The sequence below is a fragment of the Pseudomonas cremoris genome (assembly GCF_014230465.1).
This window is the reverse complement of record NZ_JAAXCY010000003.1, coordinates 211,684-232,470: the sequence shown is the minus strand read 5'-3', so window position 1 is coordinate 232,470 and position 20,787 is coordinate 211,684. Positions and strand designations below refer to the sequence as shown.

The 20,787-nt window shown below is 61.3% G+C and carries 16 protein-coding genes; 9 read left to right on the top strand and 7 right to left on the bottom strand.

Annotated features, from left to right (window positions below; genetic code table 11):
• Nucleotides 1-39 precede the first annotated feature (39 nt).
• The 7 genes from cheB to HF257_RS07730 all read right to left on the bottom strand — a co-directional run bounded on the left by cheB (nucleotide 40) and on the right by HF257_RS07730 (nucleotide 8,469).
• On the bottom strand, nucleotides 40-1,050 hold the full coding sequence (gene cheB, locus HF257_RS07760) for a chemotaxis response regulator protein-glutamate methylesterase (protein WP_185707470.1): 1,011 nt from the start codon (nucleotides 1,048-1,050) through the stop codon (nucleotides 40-42).
• Nucleotides 1,047-3,338, bottom strand: coding sequence for a hybrid sensor histidine kinase/response regulator (locus HF257_RS07755; protein WP_185707472.1), 2,292 nt, complete (start codon nucleotides 3,336-3,338; stop codon nucleotides 1,047-1,049). Before HF257_RS07755 ends, cheB begins: the two co-directional genes overlap by 4 nt.
• The gene (locus HF257_RS07750; RefSeq protein ID WP_185707474.1) at nucleotides 3,335-4,036 is read right to left on the bottom strand and encodes a chemotaxis protein CheW; all 702 of its coding nucleotides are present in this window, start codon (nucleotides 4,034-4,036) and stop codon (nucleotides 3,335-3,337) included. The genes HF257_RS07755 and HF257_RS07750 overlap by 4 nt, the downstream gene beginning before the upstream one ends.
• Nucleotides 4,033-5,292 (bottom strand): CheR family methyltransferase, encoded by a 1,260-nt coding sequence (locus HF257_RS07745; protein WP_185707476.1) that lies wholly within the window; start codon nucleotides 5,290-5,292, stop codon nucleotides 4,033-4,035. Before HF257_RS07745 ends, HF257_RS07750 begins: the two co-directional genes overlap by 4 nt.
• Nucleotides 5,289-5,801: a chemotaxis protein CheW gene (locus tag HF257_RS07740; RefSeq protein WP_185707478.1), complete on the bottom strand. Its 513-nt coding sequence runs from the start codon at nucleotides 5,799-5,801 to the stop codon at nucleotides 5,289-5,291. The genes HF257_RS07745 and HF257_RS07740 overlap by 4 nt, the downstream gene beginning before the upstream one ends.
• On the bottom strand, nucleotides 5,801-7,423 hold the full coding sequence (locus HF257_RS07735; protein WP_185707480.1) for a methyl-accepting chemotaxis protein: 1,623 nt from the start codon (nucleotides 7,421-7,423) through the stop codon (nucleotides 5,801-5,803). The genes HF257_RS07740 and HF257_RS07735 overlap by 1 nt, the downstream gene beginning before the upstream one ends.
• 335 nt (nucleotides 7,424-7,758) lie before the next feature.
• Complete coding sequence (locus HF257_RS07730; RefSeq protein WP_185707482.1) at nucleotides 7,759-8,469, bottom strand: tellurite resistance TerB family protein; 711 nt, start codon at nucleotides 8,467-8,469, stop codon at nucleotides 7,759-7,761.
• A gap of 168 nt (nucleotides 8,470-8,637) precedes the next feature.
• Here HF257_RS07730 and HF257_RS07725 point away from each other — a divergent pair, with 168 nt between their 5' ends.
• The 9 genes from HF257_RS07725 to HF257_RS07685 all read left to right on the top strand — a co-directional run bounded on the left by HF257_RS07725 (nucleotide 8,638) and on the right by HF257_RS07685 (nucleotide 20,742).
• Complete coding sequence (locus tag HF257_RS07725) at nucleotides 8,638-9,549, top strand: LysR family transcriptional regulator (RefSeq protein WP_003209548.1); 912 nt, start codon at nucleotides 8,638-8,640, stop codon at nucleotides 9,547-9,549.
• Between the two features lie 132 nt (nucleotides 9,550-9,681).
• Nucleotides 9,682-11,139, top strand: a complete 1,458-nt coding sequence (locus HF257_RS07720; protein ID WP_185707484.1) for a gamma-aminobutyraldehyde dehydrogenase — start codon at nucleotides 9,682-9,684, stop codon at nucleotides 11,137-11,139.
• A gap of 72 nt (nucleotides 11,140-11,211) precedes the next feature.
• On the top strand, nucleotides 11,212-12,363 hold the full coding sequence (ydcS, locus tag HF257_RS07715) for a putative ABC transporter substrate-binding protein YdcS (RefSeq protein ID WP_185707486.1): 1,152 nt from the start codon (nucleotides 11,212-11,214) through the stop codon (nucleotides 12,361-12,363).
• A gap of 206 nt (nucleotides 12,364-12,569) precedes the next feature.
• Entirely contained in the window at nucleotides 12,570-13,604 is a 1,035-nt protein-coding gene (locus HF257_RS07710; RefSeq protein ID WP_185707488.1) for an ABC transporter ATP-binding protein, read from the top strand.
• A gap of 1 nt (nucleotide 13,605) precedes the next feature.
• On the top strand, nucleotides 13,606-14,535 hold the full coding sequence (locus HF257_RS07705) for an ABC transporter permease (protein ID WP_185707490.1): 930 nt from the start codon (nucleotides 13,606-13,608) through the stop codon (nucleotides 14,533-14,535).
• Nucleotides 14,525-15,334, top strand: a complete 810-nt coding sequence (locus HF257_RS07700; RefSeq protein WP_185707492.1) for an ABC transporter permease — start codon at nucleotides 14,525-14,527, stop codon at nucleotides 15,332-15,334. The genes HF257_RS07705 and HF257_RS07700 overlap by 11 nt, the downstream gene beginning before the upstream one ends.
• 82 nt (nucleotides 15,335-15,416) lie before the next feature.
• Nucleotides 15,417-16,841, top strand: a complete 1,425-nt coding sequence (locus tag HF257_RS07695) for a gamma-aminobutyraldehyde dehydrogenase (protein WP_185707494.1) — start codon at nucleotides 15,417-15,419, stop codon at nucleotides 16,839-16,841.
• Nucleotides 16,842-16,916: 75 nt separating this feature from the next.
• Nucleotides 16,917-18,779, top strand: a complete 1,863-nt coding sequence (locus tag HF257_RS07690) for an NAD(P)/FAD-dependent oxidoreductase (RefSeq protein WP_185707496.1) — start codon at nucleotides 16,917-16,919, stop codon at nucleotides 18,777-18,779.
• A 337-nt stretch (nucleotides 18,780-19,116) separates the two neighbouring features.
• Nucleotides 19,117-20,742 (top strand): glucan biosynthesis protein D, encoded by a 1,626-nt coding sequence (locus HF257_RS07685; protein WP_185707498.1) that lies wholly within the window; start codon nucleotides 19,117-19,119, stop codon nucleotides 20,740-20,742.
• Nucleotides 20,743-20,787 lie beyond the last annotated feature (45 nt).

Here is a 20,787-nt window from a genome sequence, read left to right as displayed (position 1 = left end):
GAATTACTACCTGCAAGCCAGCACCGCGGAGGGTAAACATCATTTTGCAAAGACCTCCAGCAATCGGGGCGCAATTCTATCCAGTGGGCGAATTTCAACAGCAGCGTCAATCGCCGCCGCCGCTTTGGGCATGCCATATACCGCCGAGCTCTGCTGATCCTGGGCGATGGTCAAATAACCTTGTTCACGTAGCAATTTAAGGCCCTGGGCCCCGTCGCGGCCCATGCCGGTCAGCAGTACGCCAACGGCGTCGCCATTCCAGTGGCTGGCCACGCTTTCAAAAAACACATCGATCGAGGGCCGGTAAATCTCGTTCACTGGCTCTGCGGTATAGGCGAGCGTGCCATTTTTCAATAACCGAATGTGGTGATTGGTGCCGGCCAATAGCACCACGCCACTTCGCGGCGGTTCGCCTTCGCGGGCCAGGCGCACCGGCAGGCCCGAGGCGCTGCTCAGCCACTCGGCCATGCCAGCGGCGAACACCTGGTCCACATGCTGCACCAGCACAATGGCGGCGGGAAAGTCTCGGGGCAAGCCCTTGAGCAGGATTTCCAGCGCGGCCGGACCACCCGCCGAAGAGCCAATGGCCACCAGGCTCTCGCGCTTGCCGGTGATGCGCGGAAGCGCGGTTTCGGCGCGTACGCGGCTGCCACGCTGGCCGATCAGCCAGCCAATATTGAGGATCTTGCGCAACAACGGCGCCGCCGCGTCCTTGGGGTTGCCCACGCCCAGGGGCGGGGTGTCGACCACATCCAGGGCACCATGGCCCATGGCTTCGAACACACGGCTGACGTTGGCCTGGCGATCGACGGTCACAATGACGATGGCACACGGCGTCTCGGCCATGATCTGGCGAGTGGCCTCCACCCCATCCATCACCGGCATGATCAAGTCCATCAGGATCAGGTCCGGGGTCAGTTCAGCACACCGCTGCACCGCTTCCAGACCATTGCTGGCCACCCAGACCACTTGATGCGCAGGCTCGAAACTCAAGGCGCGGCGCAAGGCCTCTACCGCCAAAGGCATATCATTGACGATCGCAATCCTCATGCCCGCGCGCCTCCAATCAGCTCCACCACGGCGTCCAGCAGGGCATCGTCGTGGAAACTGGCTTTGGCTAAATAATAGTCGGCGCCGGCGTCCAGTCCACGGCGTCGGTCCTCTTCACGATCCTTGTAGGACACCACCATCACCGGCAGCGATTGCAGGCGACTGTCTCGACGCAAAAGTGTGACCAATTCAATACCGTCCATGCGGGGCATATCAATGTCTGTGATCAACAGGTCGAAGTCCTCGGAACGCAATGCGTTCCAGCCGTCCATGCCATCGACCGCGACCGCCACTTCATAACCACGATTAAGTAACAATTTGCGTTGCAGCTCACGCACGGTGAGCGAGTCATCCACCACCAGCACCCGTTTACGCGGTGCTTCGGTGGCCTGCTGGCTACGCCGGGCGATGCGTTCCAGGCGGCCGGTGTTGAGCAGCTTGTCCACCGAACGCAGCATGTCTTCCACATCAACGATCAATACTACCGAGCCATCATCGAGCAAGGCACCGGCGGATATGTCCTGGACCTTGCCCAGCCGATCATCCAGCGGCAAGACGACCAGGGTGCGTTCGCCGATAAAGCGCTCCACGGCAATCCCATACACCGCATCGCGCTCGCGGATCACCACGACCTTCAAGGTCTCTTCATTACTCTGCCCCGGCGGGCGCTGCAACAATTGGCTGGCGGCGACCAGGCCGACATGCCGGCCCTCGTGCCAGAAATGCTGACGGCCTTCCAGTTGCACGATATCGTCCGGCGCCAAATCGCACATGCGTTCGATGTGGGCCAGTGGGAACGCATAGGCCTCTTCGCCGACCTCCACCACCAGGCTGCGTACTACCGACAGGGTCAATGGCACTTCCAAGTGGAAGCGACTGCCCTGCCCCGCCGTTTGCTCCAGCACCACCGCACCGCGCAGTTGGCGCACCATATGTTGCACTGCATCCAGGCCGACGCCGCGCCCGGACACTTCGGTGACCTTGTCCCGCAGGCTGAAACCCGGCAAAAACAAGAACGTCAGCAGTTCTTCTTCACTCAACCGCAGCGCGGTTTCCAGCGGCGACAGGTGTCGATCGACAATGGTGCCGCGCAGGCGCTCGAGGTCGACGCCGTTACCATCGTCACTCAGCTCCAGCACCAGCAAACCGGCTTGATGGGAGGCGCGCAGGCGGATCAAGCCCTCGGCAGGCTTGCCCGCCAATACGCGTTGCTCGGGCATTTCAATGCCGTGGTCGACGGCGTTGCGCAGTAAGTGGGTGAGCGGCGCTTCGAGCTTCTCCAGCACGTCGCGGTCAACCTGGGTCTTTTCGCCCTCGATCTCCAGGCGCACTTGTTTACCCAGGCTACGACCCAAGTCACGCACCATGCGCACCTGCCCGGCCAACACATCGGCAAACGGGCGCATGCGGCAGGCTAGCGCCGTGTCGTAGAGCACTTGGGCGCGCTGCCCGGCTTGCCAGCCGAATTCGTCCAGCTCGGCGGTTTTTTCCGCCAACAGAGCCTGTGCTTCACTGAGCAGGCGACGGGTATCGGCCAGGGCTTCCTGGGCTTCGAGGTTCAAGTCCAGGGTCTTGAGCTGACCGTCCAGGGCGTCCAGGGCACGCACGCTCTGGCTTTGCATGCGTTTCAAGCGCTGCAGGCTGGCCAGGTAGGGCTTGAGCCGCTGGGTTTCCACCAGGGATTTACTGGACAGGTCCAACAGGCTGTTCAAGCGCTCGGCGGTAACCCGCAGCACGCGCTCACCACCTTCGGTCATGCGCTTGTTTTGGCGCACTGGCTCGGCGGCAACGGGCGGCGCGGGCTCGGGCTCAGGCGGCAGTTCTTCAACGATGAGTGCAGGTGCAGGTGCCGGCTCAGGCACTGGAGGCGGCGGTGTCATGTTAACGACCGGTGCCTGAGACGGATCGAGCAAGCGTTCCATCAACGCCACATAGGCTTCGATATCTGCCGGCCCCACGTCATTGCCGGGGGTGGCAATGCGCATCAGCAGGTCGGTGCCTTGCAGCAGTGCATCAATATGTTCAGGTTGCAGGTACAGCCGGCTTTCCTGGGCGCTGACCAGGCAATCTTCCATCACATGGGACACGCTGACCCCAGCGTCCACCCCTACGATACGTGCCGCGCCCTTCAAGGAATGCGCGGCGCGCATGCAGGCTTCAAGCTGATCGGCTTGGGTCGGGTTGCGCTCCAGCGCCAGCAAGCCTGCGCTCAGTACCTGGGTTTGCGCATCGGCTTCCAGGCTGAACAGTTCCAGCAGCGAGGCATCGCGCATCTGGTCGGGGGTCATGTGAGGCTCCGGGTCACGGCGGACAACAATTGCGCCTCGTCCAACCAACGCAGGCTGCGGCCTTTCCACTGCAATACACCCTGGGTGTAGCGCGCGCTGGCCTGGGTGCCGGAGGCCGATGCGGCCTTCAAGGTACGCTCATCGATGGCGTGGATCCCGTCGACTTCATCCACCGGCACCACCACCGGGCCATCCTGGGCGGCAATGATCAGCATGCGCGGCATGATGCGCCCGCCCGTGGCGCCATTGTTGGTAGCGTCCAGGCCCAGCAGCTCCACCAGCGACAGGCACGCCACCAGCGCGCCGCGCACATTGGCCACGCCAAGCAAGGCGCGAGAACGTTGGTGCGGCAGGGAGTGGATCGGTTGCAGCGGCGCCACTTCCACCAGGCAACGGGTGGCAATGCCCAGCCATTCTTCGCCGAGGCGGAACATCAGCAACGAACGGGTGACCACGTCTTCACCGACTTCAACGGTGGCCTGCGGACGGTGGTCGTCCTGCTGCAAGGCATAGCGGTCCAGCAGGCGCGTGGCGGCGGCGGAATACACCGAGCAGTTGCGGCAGTGGATATGGTCTGCCAACAGCGGGCAGGATTTGTCGCCGTGGATACCGATCCGGTTCCAGCAGTCGTCGATGGCTTGGGTGTCGGCCAGGGTCAGGTCCAGGCCTGCGGTGTCGAGCACGTGTGGGCTACTCATCGTTTGGACTCACTGTCAGCTCGCTCGCTACGTGCGGCACGGGCCTGCAAACGGCGCGCCCCCGCCGTGTCACCTTGGGATTCGAGCAACGCGGCCAGGTGCATCAAGGCCTGCGGGTGCTGCGGTTCCAGATACAGGGCTTTGCGGTAGAAACCCTGGGCCTCCAGGGCGCTGCCGGACACATCGCTGAGCAGCCCCAGCCAGTAGAAGACCTGCGCGGCTGGCGGGTGGTTATTCAAATATTGTTCACAGGCAGCACGCGCTTCAGCGCTTTTGCCCTCATTGGCGAGTGTGGCGATGCGGCTGAGCAAGGTATTCGCATCGGATGGCGGCGTCTTGATCGGTACCACCTGAGTGTTAGCCGTACTGAACGGTCGCGGCCGCACGGGCAGCGTCGCCGCAGTGCGAGGTGGCGGGGGCGCGGGAATCGGCGCGAACACCGGCTCGGGCTTGACCGGCTCGGCATGCCGGCTGAACGCAAAGGACTGCGGTACGCCAATCGAGCGCATGCCATGACGCCCCAACAGGCTGCCTTCGGCCGGGCCGATAAACAGCACGCCGTCGACGTGGGTCAGGCCCTTGAGCACATCGAACACTTGCTTCTGGGTCGGCTGGTCGAAGTAGATCAGCAGGTTGCGGCAAAACACAAAGTCGTAGCTCGGCTCATTGGCCAGCAGCGTCGGATCAAGCAGGTTGCCGACTTGCAGCCGCACCTGCTCGCGCACGCGGTCAGCGATGTGGTAACCGTCGCCGTATTCGGTGAAGTGCCGGTCCCGAAAGCCGATATCGCCACCCCGGAACGAGTTCTTGCCGTACACCCCGCGCCGCGCGCGCTCCACCGACAGCGGGCTGACATCCAGGCCCAACACCTTGAATTGATGCGGCGCCAGGCCAGCATCCAGCAAGGCCATCGCTATCGAATAGGGTTCTTCGCCGGTGGAACACGGCAGGCTGAGGATGCGCAGCGCACGCATCTGCTTGATCTCGGCCAGGCGTGCCTTGGCCAGGCGCGCCAGCGTTGCAAAGGATTCGGGGTATCGAAAAAACCAGGTCTCGGGGACGATCACCGCTTCGATCAGCGCTTGCTGCTCATCCTGGGAGCTTTGCAGGTGCTGCCAGTATTCGCCCGCTGTCTGCGCGTGCGTCGCCTGGGTGCGTTGGCGCACCGCGCGTTCGATGATCGCCTCGCCCACCGAGGCCACGTCCAGGCCGATGCGCTCCTTCAAGAAGGCGAAGAAACGAGGATCGTTGCTCATACGCTCAACTCGGCTGAAAACAACACGGCACGCACGTCATCGGTCAGCAGGTCGTTCACGCCGATCCATTGCATCAGGCCTTGGGCATCCTCACGCACCGGCCCCAGGTACGGCGCCTGGCGGTTGTCCAGGCCGTAGGGCTGAAACTCGGCCGGGTCGCAACGCAGGGTATCGGTGGCTTGTTCAAGGATCAGTCCCAGCCAACGTGCTTCGTGCCACGGCTCTGGTTGGTAATTGACCAGCACCAGCCGCGTACTGGTACGGGCCTGGGCCGGCACACCGAAGGTCAGGGCGCTCAGGTCGATGACCGGCACCAGCGCCCCGCGATGGGCAAAGATACCGGCCACCCACAACGGCGCATGGGCGATCGGCTTGAGCGGCAGGCGCGGTAGCACCTCAGCCACTTCGGTGGCCTTGAGGGCATAGCGTTCGCTGCCGATGCAAAACACCAGGAACAACGCCTTTTTCGCTGCCGGGACGGCGCCGCGTTTAGCCGCGAGGTCGCTCATCAGACTTTGAAACGCGACACGCCGCTGCGCAGACCGACCGCAACCTGGCTCAGCTCATCAATGGCAAAGCTGGCCTGGCGCAGTGACTCGACGGTCTGGCTGCTGGCGTCGCCCAGTTGCACCAGTGCATGGTTGATCTGCTCGGCACCGGTGGCCTGGGCCTGCATGCCTTCGTTGACCATCAACACGCGCGGTGCCAGGGCCTGTACCTGGTGGATGATCTGCGACAGCTGCTCGCCCACTTGCTGCACTTCGGACATGCCCCGGCGCACTTCCTCGGAGAACTTGTCCATGCCCATCACGCCAGCGGACACCGCCGACTGAATCTCGCGCACCATCTGCTCGATGTCATAGGTGGCCACGGCAGTCTGGTCAGCCAAGCGGCGCACTTCGGTGGCGACCACAGCAAAACCGCGCCCGTATTCGCCGGCTTTCTCGGCCTCGATGGCCGCGTTGAGCGACAGCAGGTTGGTCTGGTCGGCGACCTTGACGATGGTCACCACCACCTGGTTGATGTTGCCGGCTTTCTCATTGAGGATCGCCAGCTTGGCGTTCACCAGGTCGGCGGCACCCATGACCGAGTGCATGGTTTCTTCCATGCGCGCCAGGCCTTGCTGTCCGGAACCGGCGGCCACCGATGCCTGGTCGGCAGCAGTCGACACTTCGGTCATGGTGCGGACCAGGTCCTTGGACGTGGCGGCGATCTCGCGGGAAGTGGCACCGATTTCGGTGGTCGTCGCCGCCGTTTCGGTGGCGGTGGCCTGTTGTTGCTTGGAGGTGGCGGCGATCTCGGTGACCGAGGTGGTGACCTGCACCGACGAACGCTGGGCCTGGGACACCAGGGCCGTGAGCTCGGTCATCATGTCGTTGAAGCCGGTTTCCACCGCGTTGAATTCGTCCTTGCGCTCCAGGTTCAGGCGCTTGCTCAAGTCGCCGTCGCGCATGGTTTCAAGGATGTCGACGATGCGTTGCATCGGCGCCATGATCGCGCGCATCAACAGCAAACCGCACAGGCCGGCGGCCAGAATGGCCAGTACTAACGACACGAACATGCTGACTTTCGCGGCAGACACCGCGTTATCAATGGCATTGGTCGCTTGGTCGGCAACGCTCTTGTTTTCGGTGATGATGTCATTGAGCTTCATGCGCCCAGCCGTCCAGGCGGGCGTCAGGTTGGTATTGAACTCTTTGCGGGCGGCGTCCAAGTCATTGCGCTGCAGGCTATCAAGCACAACGGCCAGGCTCTTGTTGTAGGCCTGGTGCAGGGTTTCGAATTTATCGAACTCGGCCTGATCTTCCCGACCGTTGATGGTTTTCTGATAGCTGGCCATCTGCGTCTGGATCCGCGCTTCATAGGATTTGAAGTCGGCCTTGTCGGTATCGCTCAAGCCCTTGTCGTCGCGCAGGCCAAGCATTTCGAGGGTTTGCAGGTAGCTGTCGACCCACGCGCTGCGGATCATCGAACTGAGGTAAACACCTGGCACGGCATCGTCGCGGACGGCTTCCTCGCTGTTTTCGATCTTCAGCAACCGTGAATAGGAGACCACAACCATTAACAGCATGATGGCGATAATGACCGCAAAGCTTGCCAAGATCCGTTGGCGCAAGGTCCAGTTCTTCACAGTAATTCCTCGAAGGGCCGATCAAATGCCGGGGAGTATAGCTGAGCAGAAGCCCTCATTAATCAATGGGTTTTGATGTAGGGATCACAGAATGCAAATGTAGGAAGGGGGTTGCGGCAGATGGCGGTGATTCGGCCACCTGTAAAAGGGCTGAAACACCGCGATTGAGACATGATCACAGCTCAATTGTAGTGAGCGGGCTTGTCCCGCGCTGGGGGGCGAAGCCGCCCTAGACGAAACGCTGCAGTGTTTCAGGAAAACCGAGGTGCCTGGTTTTGGGGCGGCTTTGCCCCCCAGCGCGGGCAAGCCCACTCACTACAAGATTGCGCATGCATTTAGTGGGTATTCAGGCGCACCTGTTTTTCCAACTCGACCTTTAAACCAGGTTCAAGCTTGAGCTGGCGCGCCAGTTCGTCGAGGTAGGCTTTCTCCATGAAGTTCTCCTCATCCACCAGCATCACACTGGCGATGTACATTTCGGCCGCCATTTCCGGAGTGCTCGCCGCCCGCGCCACGTCGGCCGGGTCCAGGGGCTTGTTCAGTTCCGCGTGCAGCCAGCTTTGCAGCTCACGATCGTTGTCCAGCTTGGTGAATTCGCCTTCGATCAGCGTGCGCTCGCGCTCGTCTACGTGGCCATCAGCCTTGGCGGCGGCGACCAGCGCCTTGAGGATGGCTTGGCTGTGTTGCTCAACCTGTGCCGCCGGCAGACGGTCGATGGTTTGCGGCTCACCTTTTGGCGCATTCGCCTGTTGTGCCTGCCAATTGCCGTAGGCCTTGTAGGCAATGACGCCCAACGCTGCCAAACCGCCGTAGGTCAGGGCCTTGCCGCCGAATTTTCGGGCTTTCTTGTTACCGAGCAGCAAGCCCATCGCACCCGCTGCCAAGGCGCCGCCGCCCGCGCCGCCCAGCAGGCTGCCCAGTCCGCTACCGCCGAGCAATCCGCCCAGGGCGCCTTTGTCCTCCTGTTTACGTTGGCCGCCACTCTTGTTCTGCAGCATGTCCTGGCCAGACTTGAGCAATTGATCGAGCAATCCACGGGTATTCATTCGTAGCCTCCAGACACTAGGGTTCATAGGACCAATAGGCCCCCAGCGTAAAACTAAGTGCCAAAAAGCCCCGATCTAGAGTGCTTCCAGATGTAACGCCGCCGCCCTTCGTTAAAACCGATATACACTCGAACAAATCTATAAAAACACCCCACTGGTAATTCCAGCATGATGACCCTGCGTCAAATCCGGCATTTCATCGCCGTGGCCGAGACCGGCTCGATCTCCGCCGCCGCACAGACTGCGTTTATTTCCCAGTCCACCCTGACCCTGGCGATCCAGCAACTGGAACAGGAAATCGGCGTAAACCTGTTCAATCGCCACGCCAAGGGCATGACCCTGACTCACCAGGGCCACCAGTTCCTGCGCCAGGCGCACTTGATCCTCGCCACCGTCGATAACGCCAAGCGAAGCCTGCAACAGAGCACCGACCAAGTGGCCGGACAGTTGATCATCGGCGTGACCAGCCTGGTGGCCGGCTACTACCTCGCCGACCTGCTCACCCGTTTCCAGCGCGCCTACCCCAACGTGGAAATCCGCGTGATGGAGGATGAGCGCCCATACATCGAGCATTTGCTTGTCAGCGGTGAAATCGATGTAGGCGTGCTGATCCTCTCTAACCTTGAAGACCGGCACGCCCTGCAGACCGAAGTGCTCACCCACTCCCCTCACCGCCTGTGGCTGCCGGCACAACACCCGCTGCTGGAGCACGACAGCATCAACCTTGCCGACGTGGCGCGTGAGCCGCTGATCCAGCTGAACGTCGATGAAATGGGCCACAACGCCCAGCGCATGTGGACCGGCGCGGGCCTGCAACCACGGGTGACCTTGCGCACTGCCTCCACCGAGGCGGTGCGAAGCCTGGTGGCGGCGGGCCTTGGCGTGTCGATCCAGCCCGACATGACCTACCGCCCCTGGTCGCTTGAGGGCGACATTATCGAGGCACGCCCTATCGCCGACCTCAGCCAAACCCTCGACGTGGGCCTGGCCTGGCGTCGTGGCACGGCGCGGCCGGCGTTGGTGGACCCGTTCCTGACGGTCGCTCGCGAACAGCCCCACCCGCGCAAGCCATCTATTTAATCGAATGCTGCATTCAGTATTTAGTATTTGTTGACCTCGCGCCCGACCTCTACTCTCACTTCATCCATAAGAGAAGGTCAGGCGCCCTGTAAGAGAACGCCCATGGCCATACAACAAAAGAGATCGCGAAAAATGTCCGGCGCACCCACCCCGCTGCTCACCGCGTTGCTGATCGACGGCGAACTGGTCCAGGGCCAGGGTTTTGTCGAGCCGATCCTCAACCCTGCCACGGGTGAAGTGCTGACTCAAATCGCCGAGGCCAGTACCGAGCAGGTCGAAACCGCGATCCTCGCCGCCCATCGTGCCTTTGCCACGTGGTCGCGCACCACGCCGCAACAACGCTCGAACATCCTGCTGGGCATCGCCGATGCCATCGAAACACAAGCCGACTACCTCGCTCGCCTGGAATCGCTGAACTGCGGCAAGCCATTGCACTTGGCGCGCCAGGACGATTTGAGCGCCACGGTGGATGTGTTCCGATTCTTCGCCGGTGCTGTGCGTTGCCAGACCGGGCAACTGAGCGGTGAGTACCTGCCGGGCTACACCAGCATGGTGCGCCGTGACCCTATCGGTGTCGTGGCGTCGATTGCGCCATGGAACTACCCTCTGATGATGGCCGCGTGGAAAATCGCCCCGGCCCTCGCCGCCGGCAATACCCTGGTGTTCAAACCCTCGGAACATACGCCCCTGTCGATCCTGGCCCTCGCTCCTGCCCTCAGCCAATTGCTGCCGCGTGGAGTGATCAACATTCTGTGTGGCGGCGGCGAAGGCGTCGGCAGCCATTTGGTCAGCCACGCAAAAGTGCGCATGGTTTCGCTGACCGGCGATATCGTCACCGGGCAAAAAATTCTGCAAGCCGCATCCAAAACACTTAAACGCACGCACCTGGAGCTGGGCGGCAAAGCCCCGGTGATCGTGTGCAACGACGCCGACCTGCAAGCCGTGGTCGAAGGCGTGCGTGCCTATGGTTACTACAATGCCGGCCAAGACTGTACCGCCGCGTGCCGTATCTACGCCCAGGCAGGGATTCACGACAAATTGGTCGCCGAGTTGGGCGCGGCGGTCAGCAGCTTGCGCTTTGCCGGAAAACGCGATGCCGACAACGAACTCGGCCCGCTGATCAGTACGCGCCAGCGCGACCGTGTTGCCAGTTTCGTCGAACGCGCCCTCGGCCAGCCGCATATCGAACGCATCACCGGCGCCGCCGTGCATTCCGGTGCAGGCTTCTATTACCAACCCACGCTGCTCGCCGGCTGCAAGCAAAGCGATGAAATCGTGCAGCGCGAAGTGTTCGGCCCGGTGGTCACCGTGACCCGCTTCGACGAACTGGAGCAGGCGGTGGACTGGGCCAACGACTCGGAATATGGCCTGGCCTCATCGGTCTGGACCCAGAACCTGGACAAGGCCATGCAAGTGGCCGCGCGCCTGCAATACGGCTGCACCTGGATCAACAGCCATTTCATGCTCGTGAGTGAAATGCCCCACGGCGGCTTGAAGCGCTCGGGGTACGGGAAAGATCTGTCCAGCGATTCGCTACAGGACTACAGCGTGGTGAGACACATCATGGCGCGCCACGGCCAGCATCTCTAAAACAACAACTAAGCTCTTGCGGTACCGGCTTCACACACTGCCCCGACCATAATTAAAGAAGAGGGAACCCCTATGTCCGCGCACAAGACCGCACTGCTCAGTGCCCTGACCACCGCGCTGCTGGCCAGCGCCAGCATCCAGGCCGCCGAACCGCTCAAGGCGGTCGGTGCCGGTGAAGGCCAGTTGGATATCGTCGCCTGGCCCGGCTACATCGAACGTGGCGAAAGCGACAAGGCCTACGACTGGGTCACCGGTTTCGAGAAGGAAACCGGCTGCAAGGTCAATGTGAAAACCGCCGCCACGTCTGACGAAATGGTCAGCCTGATGGCCAAGGGTGGTTATGACCTGGTGACCGCATCGGGTGATGCCTCGTTGCGCCTGATCGGCGGCAAGCGTGTGCAGCCGATCAACACGGCATTGATCCCGAACTGGAAGAACATCGACCCGCGCCTCAAAGACGCGCCGTGGTATGTGGTCGGCCAGCAAACCTACGGCACCCCGTACCAATGGGGCCCGAACGTGTTGATGTACAACACCAACGTATTCAAGACTGCGCCCACCAGCTGGAACGTGGTGTTTGACGCGCAAAACCTGCCGGACGGCAAGCCGAACAAAGGTCGCGTGCAAGCGTATGACGGCCCGATCTACATCGCCGATGCGGCGCTGTACCTCAAGTCGACCAAGCCGGAACTGGGCATCCAGAACCCGTATGAGCTGACCGAAACCCAGTACAAGGCCGTGCTTGAGTTGTTGCGCGCCCAGCAACCGCTGATCCACCGCTACTGGCACGACACCACGGTACAGATGAGCGACTTCAAAAACGAAGGCGTGGTGGCCTCCAGCGCCTGGCCGTATCAGGTCAACGGACTGGTCAACGAGAAGCAGCCAATTGCCTCGACCATTCCAAAGGAAGGCGCCACCGGCTGGGCCGACACCACCATGTTGCACAGCGAAGCCAAGCACCCCAACTGCGCATACAAGTGGATGGACTGGTCGCTGCAACCCAAAGTCCAGGGCGATGTTGCCGCCTGGTTCGGCTCGCTGCCGGCAGTGCCTGCCGCCTGTAAAGAGAGCGAACTGCTGGGCGCCGAAGGCTGCAAAACCAATGGGTTCGACCAGTTCGACAAGATCGCCTTCTGGAAAACCCCGCAGGCTGAGGGCGGCAAGTTCGTGCCGTATAGCCGCTGGACCCAGGATTACATCGCGATCATGGGCGGGCGCTAAACCTTCCTGACAACGCAGGACAAAATGTGGGAGCGGGCTTGCTCGCGAATGCGGTGTGTCAGTCAACACATCTGTAACTGATCCACCGCATTCGCGAGCAAGCCCGCTCCCACAGTTGGACCGAGTCAGATTCAGTACCGCGTTTATTTTTCAGAAGTCCAGGCCGGGCCGCTGCGACGACCCGCGCCTTTTCGGAGCACCGCACCATGACGCTTGCAGTCCAATTCACCCACGTTTCCCGTCAGTTCGGCGAAGTGAAAGCCGTTGACCGGGTTTCCATCGATATCCAGGACGGCGAGTTCTTTTCCATGCTCGGCCCCTCCGGCTCCGGCAAGACCACGTGCCTGCGCCTGATCGCCGGGTTCGAGCAGCCGAGCGCAGGCTCGATCCGTATTCATGGCGAGGAAGCCGCAGGCTTGCCGCCGTACCAGCGCGATGTGAACACCGTGTTCCAGGATTACGCGCTGTTCCCCCATATGAATGTGCGCGACAACGTGGCGTACGGCCTCAAGGTCAAAGGCGTCGCCAAGACCGAGCGCCTGAACCGTGCAGAGGAAGCCTTGGGTATGGTCGCCCTCGGCGGCTACGGCGACCGCAAGCCAGTGCAGCTCTCCGGTGGCCAACGCCAACGGGTAGCCCTGGCCCGTGCGCTGGTCAACCGCCCGCGCGTGTTGCTGCTGGATGAACCGCTGGGCGCCCTCGACCTCAAGCTGCGCGAGCAGATGCAAAGCGAGCTGAAAAAGCTGCAACGCCAACTGGGCATCACCTTTATTTTCGTGACCCACGACCAGACTGAAGCGCTGTCGATGTCGGACCGTGTGGCGGTGTTCAACAAGGGCCGCATCGAGCAAGTCGACACCCCACGCAACCTGTATATGAAACCGGCCACCGCCTTCGTGGCCGAGTTCGTCGGTACCTCCAACGTGATTCGCGGCGAGTTGGCCCAACGCCTCAGCGGCAGTGCCCAGCCGTTCTCGATCCGTCCGGAACACGTACGTTTTGCCGAAGGCCCATTGGGCGCCGGTGAAGTGGAAGTCAGCGGCCTGCTGCACGACATCCAGTACCAGGGCAGCGCCACCCGCTATGAGCTGAAACTGGAAAACGGCCAGGCGCTGAATATCAGCCAGGCCAACAACCAATGGCTGGATATCAGCAGCGGTCATCAGGTCGGTCAGTCGATAACCGCCCGTTGGGCGCGGGAAGCCATGACACCGCTGACCGAAACCGCAGGCGAGGTGTGACATGAGCCTGGCCCTTTCCCAACCGCCGATGCGCAGGTTTTCCAACCTGCTGTACCGCAAGCCCAACCTGTACCTGGCGATGTTGTTGATACCGCCACTGATCTGGTTCGGCGCGATCTACCTGGGGTCGTTGCTGACCCTGCTCTGGCAAGGTTTCTACACCTTCGACGACTTCACCATGGCGGTCACGCCGGACCTGACCCTGGCCAACTTTGCGGCGCTGTTCCAGCCGTCGAACTTCGACATCATCGTGCGCACCTTGAGCATGGCGATCGTGGTGTCCATCGCCAGCGCCATCGTGGCCTTCCCCATCGCCTATTACATGGCGCGCTACACCACGGGCAAGACCAAGGCGTTTTTCTACATCGCGGTGATGATGCCGATGTGGGCCAGCTACATCGTCAAGGCCTATGCCTGGACCTTGCTGCTGGCCAAGGGCGGCGTGGCGCAGTGGTTTGTGCAGCACCTGGGGCTGGAGCCGTTGCTGCAGTTCGTGCTGGGCATTCCCGGCGTGGGCGGTAGCACCTTGAGCACTTCGCACCTGGGGCGGTTCATGGTGTTCGTCTATATCTGGCTACCGTTCATGATCCTGCCGATCCAGGCCTCGCTGGAACGTCTGCCGCCGTCGTTGCTGCAAGCCTCGGCCGACCTTGGAGCCAAGCCGCGCCAGACGTTCATGCAGGTGATCCTGCCGCTGTCGGTGCCGGGGATTGCTGCCGGTTCGATCTTCACGTTCTCACTGACCCTGGGCGATTTCATCGTGCCGCAGCTTGTCGGGCCGCCGGGTTACTTCGTTGGCGGCATGGTCTACGCGCAGCAAGGCGCCATCGGCAACATGCCCATGGCCGCGGCGTTCACCCTGGTGCCGATCGTGCTGATCGCGGTTTACCTGTCCATCGTCAAACGCCTGGGGGCCTTCGATGCACTCTGAAAAATCCTCGTTGGGCCTGAAGATCGCAGCCTGGGGCGGGTTGGTGTTCTTGCACTTCCCGATCCTGATCATCTTCCTGTACGCCTTCAATACCGAAGAAGCTGCGTTCAGCTTTCCACCCCAAGGGTTCACCTTGAAGTGGTTCAGCGTGGCATTCGCCCGGCCGGATGTGCTGGAAGCCATCAAGCTGTCGCTGCAGATCGCGGCCATTGCCACGTTGATCGCCATTGTGCTCGGCACATTGGCCTCGGCCGCGCTGTATCGCCGTGAGTTCTTCGGCAAGCAAGGCGTGTCGCTGATGCTGATCCTGCCGATTGCACTGCCGGGGATCATCACCGGTATCGCGTTGCTGGCAACGTTCAAGACGCTGGGCATCGAGCCCGGGATGTTCACCATCATCGTCGGCCACGCGACCTTCTGCGTGGTGATCGTTTACAACAACGTGATCGCGCGCTTGCGCCGTACCTCCCACAGCCTGATCGAAGCCTCAATGGACCTGGGCGCCGACGGCTGGCAGACCTTCCGCTACATCATCATGCCCAACCTGGGCTCGGCGCTGCTGGCCGGCGGCATGCTCGCCTTTGCGCTGTCGTTCGACGAAATCATCGTCACTACCTTCACCGCCGGCCACGAGCGCACCTTGCCGCTGTGGCTGCTCAACCAGTTGAGCCGCCCGCGCGATGTGCCGGTGACCAACGTGGTGGCGATGCTGGTGATGCTGGTGACGATGTTCCCGATTCTGGGTGCCTATTACCTCACGCGTGGCGGTGAAAGCGTGGCGGGGAGTGGCGGTAAATAACGTTGCGACTGGAGGAACGCCGTTCCCACATTTGGATCCGGTTCCTTCAGAGGACTAACAATTGTTTGAGGAGAGTTGAACCATGCAAACCAAATTACTGATCAACGGCCAACTGGTCGAAGGCGAAGGCCCGGCCCAAGCGGTGTTCAACCCGGCCCTCGGCCGCGTGCTGGTGGAAATCAACGAAGCCAGCGAAGCCCAGGTCGACGCCGCCGTGCGTGCCGCCGATGCGGCCTTTGAAAGCTGGTCGCAAACCGCACCGAAGGATCGCTCCCTGTTGCTGCTGAAACTGGCGGACGTGATCGAGGCCCATGGCGAAGAACTGGCCAAGCTGGAGTCGGACAACTGCGGCAAACCCTACAGCGCCGCGCTGAACGATGAGATCCCGGCGATTGCCGACGTGTTCCGCTTCTTTGCCGGCGCCAGTCGCTGCATGAGCGGCTCGGCTGGCGGCGAGTACCTGCCGGGCCATACGTCGATGATCCGCCGCGACCCAGTGGGCGTGATTGCCTCTATCGCACCGTGGAACTACCCACTGATGATGGTCGCCTGGAAAATCGCCCCGGCGCTGGCCGCAGGTAATACCGTGGTGCTCAAGCCGTCGGAACAAACCCCACTGACCGCGTTGCGCATGGTTGAACTGGCCGCCGAGATTTTCCCGGCGGGTGTACTCAACCTGGTGTTTGGTCGTGGGCCTACGGTAGGCAGCCCGCTGGTGAACCACCCGAAAGTGCGCATGGTGTCGCTGACCGGCTCCATCGCGACCGGCGCGAATATCATCTCCAGCACCGCCGACAGTGTTAAACGCATGCACATGGAACTGGGCGGCAAGGCGCCGGTGATCATTTTCAATGACGCGGACATCGATGCTGCCGTGGAAGGCATTCGCACCTTTGGCTTCTACAACGCCGGGCAGGATTGCACGGCCGCCTGCCGCATTTATGCCCAAGCCGATATCTACGATGCATTCGTCGAGAAACTCGGCGCCGCCGTCGCCAGCATCAAATACGGTTTGCAAGATGACCCTGCCACCGAGCTGGGCCCGTTGATCACGGCGCAACATCGCGACCGCGTGGCCGGGTTTGTCGAGCGTGCAGTGGCGCAGCCGCATATTCGCCTGGTAACCGGCGGCAAGGCGGTGGAAGGCAATGGCTTCTTCTTTGAGCCGACGGTGTTGGCCGACGCGCAGCAGGACGATGAAATCGTGCGTCGTGAAGTGTTCGGGCCGGTGGTTTCCGTGACCAAGTTCAACGATGAAGCGCAGGTGCTGGGTTGGGCCAACGATTCGGACTACGGGCTGGCGTCGTCCGTGTGGACGGCCGATGTGGGCCGCGCCCATCGTTTGGCTGCGCGCTTGCAGTACGGCTGCACGTGGGTGAATACCCACTTCATGTTGGTCAGCGAAATGCCTCACGGCGGTCAGAAACTGTCGGGGTATGGCAAGGACATGTCCATGTACGGGCTTGAGGACTACACCACTGTTCGGCATGTGATGTTCAAGCACTGACGCTGACTCCTCCTGTGGGAGCAAGCCCGCTCCCACAAGGGATCTCCTTATAACAATAAAATTTCGTAGGTATCCATGGACATCACCCGCCGCGACTTCCTCAACGGCGTCGCCATTACCATTGCCGCCGGCATGACGCCGCTGCAACTCCTGCAAGCCGCTCCCGATGGCCGCTACTACCCTCCTGCCCTCACCGGCCTGCGCGGCAGCCATGTGGGTTCGTTTGAAGTGGCGCACCAGATGGGCTGGGAAAAGAAGGTGTTCGACACCGAGAAACTGCCGATCACCGAGGACTATGACCTGGTGGTGGTTGGCGGCGGGTTAAGCGGTTTGTCGGCGGCGTGGTTCTACCGCGAGAAGCACCCGAAGGCGAAGATCCTGATCCTGGAAAACCACGACGACTTCGGTGGCCACGCCAAGCGCAATGAATTCCAGGCCGGTGGCCGCATGATCATCGGCTACGGCGGCAGCGAAGCGTTCCAGTCGCCCAACCACCTCTACAGCAAGGAAGTGAACGGGCTGCTGAAGAAACTGGGGGTCAATATCAAGCGCTTCGAAACCGCCTTCGATCGCCAGTTCTACCCGGGCCTGGGGCTGTCGCGCGGGGTGTTTTTCGACAAGGAAAACTTCGGCGAGGACAAACTGGTAACCGGCGATCCAACCCCCATGGTGGCCGATGACATTGCGCCGGACCAGTTGAATGCGCGCTCCCTGCAAGACTTCATCAATGATTTTCCCTTGCCGGCCGCAGACCGCCAGGCACTGATCGAACTGCACACGGCGCCCAAGGACTACCTGCCGGGCAAATCAGCCGAAGAAAAGGCTGACTACCTGGCAGTCACCAGTTACCGCGATTTCCTGCTCAAGAACGTAGGCTTGTCGGAAGGTGCAGTGAAGTACTTCCAGAGTCGCACCAATGATTTCATGGCGTTGAGCATCGATGCCGTTGCATCGTCCGATGCCTACAGCGTGGGTTTCCCAGGCTTTGCCGGGATGAACCTGGCACCGATCAGCGAAGAAGCCGCGGCGGAAATGGAAGAGCCCTACATCTACCACTTCCCGGATGGCAACGCGTCGGTGGCACGCCTGCTGGTGCGCAGCCTGATCCCTGGGGTTGCGCCGGGGCATACGATGGACGATATCGTGCTGGCGCCCTTTGATTACGCCAAGCTCGATCAACCCAAAGCATCGGTGCGAGTGAGACTGAACAGTACGGCGGTGAGTGTGCGTAACGTCGGCGATAGCGTGCATGTCGGCTACAGCCGTGGCGGACAACTCGCCCAGGTGCGCGGCAAGCGCTGCATCCTGGCCTGCTACAACATGATGATTCCTTACCTGCTCAAAGACCTGCCCGCGCCACAGGCCCACGCCTTGAGCCAAAACGTGAAATACCCGTTGGTGTACACCAAGGTGGTCATTCGTAATTGGCAGTCGTTCCAGAAACTTGGGGTACACGAGATTTACGCGGCGACCCAACCGTACAGCCGGATCAAACTGGATTACCCGGTCAGCATGGGCGGCTACGACCACCCACGCGACCCGACGCAGCCGATTGGCCTGCACATGGTCTACGTGCCCACCAGCCCCAACAGTGGCATGAACGCACGCGACCAGGCACGCGCCGGACGGGGCAAGCTGTACGGGCAGACCTTTGAGCAGCTTGAAGCGCAATTGCGTGACCAGTTGCAACGCATGCTGGGCCCGGGTGGGTTCAATCATGAACGCGACATTCTGGCGATCACTGTCAACCGCTGGTCACATGGTTATGCGAGCTTCTCCAACAGCCTGTTCGATGACGCCGATGAAAGCGAAGCGTGGATGACCCTGGCGAAAAAACCACTGGGGCATGTGAGCATTGCCAACTCGGATGCGGCGTGGAGCGCCTATGCGCACGCGGCGATTGATGAGGCGTTCAGGGCCGTGGGGGAAGTTGCCTGAAATACAGTTTAAATGTGGGAGCGGGCTTGCTCGCGAATACGGTGTGTCAGTCGACACATCTGTGTTTGATGCATTGCTTTCGCGAGCAAGCCCGCTCCCACATTAGATCCTCATGGTGTTTGAGTGCCGTGCCCAGACGCATAGCCGGAAACACCTTGTTTCACATGCAAAGCCATCACCCCGCTATCAATCATTTTTCCTACGTCATCGAACCGCTTAAGCTATCCGGCGTCTGTTTATTGTCCGTAGCGTTTGGTCGAAGGCATGTCCGAACCGTAATTTCTGATCCAGTACGTGCCAGGAACGGCGCAGGATTTGCTCACGACAGGTTGTCTCTATGCACCGCAGGAATTTGCTCAAAGCGTCCATGGCCATTGCGGCTTACACCGGTTTATCGGCCAGCGGCCTGCTCGCTGCGCAGGCTTGGGCAGGCAACCGCGCCGCCGATGGCAAGGCCGTGTCGTTCGATTTTGAAACGTTGAAGACCCAGGCCAAGAGACTCGCCGGGACCGCGTATAAAGACACCAAACAGGTGCTGCCGCCGACCCTGGCGACCATGACGCCACAGAATTTCAACGCTATCGGCTATGACGGCAACCATTCGTTGTGGAAAGAACTGAACGGTCAACTGGACGTGCAGTTCTTCCACGTCGGCATGGGTTTCAAGACGCCCGTGCGCATGCACAGTGTCGACCCCAAGACCCGTGAAGCGCGCGAGGTGCATTTCCGCCCTTCGCTGTTCAACTATGAAAAAACCACGGTAGACACCAAACAGCTGACCGGTGACCTGGGTTTCTCCGGCTTCAAGCTGTTCAAGGCGCCGGAACTGGATCGCCATGACGTGCTGTCGTTTCTGGGCGCCAGTTATTTCCGAGCGGTGGACTCCACGGGCCAGTACGGCCTGTCGGCCCGTGGCCTGGCCATCGATACCTACGCGAAAAAACGCGAGGAATTCCCCGACTTCACGCAGTTCTGGTTCGAAACCCCGGACAAGGACGCCACCCGGTTCGTGGTGTACGCCTTGCTCGACTCGCCGAGCGCCACAGGTGCCTATCGCTTCGATATCGACTGCCAGGCCAACCAGGTGGTGATGGCCATCGACGCCCATATCAATGCGCGTACCGCCATCGAACAACTGGGCATCGCACCAATGACCAGCATGTTCAGCTGCGGCACCCACGAACGCCGCATGTGCGACACCATCCACCCGCAAATCCACGACTCGGACCGTCTGGCGATGTGGCGCGGCAACGGCGAGTGGATCTGCCGTCCGCTGAACAACCCGGCCAAGCTGCAGTTCAACGCGTTTGCCGACAAAGACCCGAAAGGTTTTGGCCTGGTGCAGACCGACCATGAGTTCGCCAGCTACCAGGACACCGTGGACTGGTACAGCAAGCGCCCAAGCCTGTGGGTCGAACCGACCACTGCCTGGGGCGAAGGCTCCATCGACCTGCTGGAAATTCCTACCACCGGCGAAACCCTGGACAACATCGTGGCCTTCTGGACCCCGAAGACGCCTGTGGCCGCCGGCGACTCGCTCAACTATGGCTACAAGCTGTACTGGAGCGCCCTGCCGCCGGTGAGCACACCGTTGGCACAGGTCGATGCGACCCGTTCCGGCATGGGCGGCTTCACCGAAGGCTGGGCACCGGGCGAACATTACCCCGAAGTTTGGGCCCGTCGTTTTGCCGTGGACTTCAAGGGCGGTGGCCTGGACCGCCTGCCGACTGGCACCGGGATCGAGCCGGTGGTGACCTGCTCCCACGGCCAGGTGAAGGATTTCAGCGTGCTGGTGCTCGACAACATCAAGGGTTACCGCATCCTGTTTGACTGGTACCCGACCAGCGACAGCGTGGAGCCAGTAGAACTGCGCCTGTTTATCCGCACCCAGGATCGCACCCTGAGTGAGACCTGGTTGTACCAGTACTTCCCGCCGGCACCGGAGCAGCGCAAGTACACCTGATGCCAAATAAATGTGGGAGCAGATCTGCTCCCACATTTTTAAGGG

Bases quoted from the DNA above. Each gene is read 5' to 3' on its own strand.
- HF257_RS07700 (WP_185707492.1), top strand. From the start codon at position 14,525: ATGCACTCTGAAAAATCCTCGTTGGGCCTGAAGATCGCAGCCTGGGGC.
- cheB (WP_185707470.1), bottom strand. From the start codon at position 1,050: ATGAGGATTGCGATCGTCAATGATATGCCTTTGGCGGTAGAGGCCTTG.
- HF257_RS07695 (WP_185707494.1), top strand. From the start codon at position 15,417: ATGCAAACCAAATTACTGATCAACGGCCAACTGGTCGAAGGCGAAGGC.
- HF257_RS07720 (WP_185707484.1), top strand. From the start codon at position 9,682: ATGTCCGGCGCACCCACCCCGCTGCTCACCGCGTTGCTGATCGACGGC.
- HF257_RS07710 (WP_185707488.1), top strand. From the start codon at position 12,570: ATGACGCTTGCAGTCCAATTCACCCACGTTTCCCGTCAGTTCGGCGAA.
- HF257_RS07740 (WP_185707478.1), bottom strand. From the start codon at position 5,801: ATGAGCGACCTCGCGGCTAAACGCGGCGCCGTCCCGGCAGCGAAAAAG.
- ydcS (WP_185707486.1), top strand. From the start codon at position 11,212: ATGTCCGCGCACAAGACCGCACTGCTCAGTGCCCTGACCACCGCGCTG.
- HF257_RS07745 (WP_185707476.1), bottom strand. From the start codon at position 5,292: ATGAGCAACGATCCTCGTTTCTTCGCCTTCTTGAAGGAGCGCATCGGC.
- HF257_RS07690 (WP_185707496.1), top strand. From the start codon at position 16,917: ATGGACATCACCCGCCGCGACTTCCTCAACGGCGTCGCCATTACCATT.
- HF257_RS07750 (WP_185707474.1), bottom strand. From the start codon at position 4,036: ATGAGTAGCCCACACGTGCTCGACACCGCAGGCCTGGACCTGACCCTG.
- HF257_RS07730 (WP_185707482.1), bottom strand. From the start codon at position 8,469: ATGAATACCCGTGGATTGCTCGATCAATTGCTCAAGTCTGGCCAGGAC.
- HF257_RS07685 (WP_185707498.1), top strand. From the start codon at position 19,117: ATGCACCGCAGGAATTTGCTCAAAGCGTCCATGGCCATTGCGGCTTAC.
- HF257_RS07725 (WP_003209548.1), top strand. From the start codon at position 8,638: ATGATGACCCTGCGTCAAATCCGGCATTTCATCGCCGTGGCCGAGACC.
- HF257_RS07705 (WP_185707490.1), top strand. From the start codon at position 13,606: ATGAGCCTGGCCCTTTCCCAACCGCCGATGCGCAGGTTTTCCAACCTG.
- HF257_RS07755 (WP_185707472.1), bottom strand. From the start codon at position 3,338: ATGACCCCCGACCAGATGCGCGATGCCTCGCTGCTGGAACTGTTCAGC.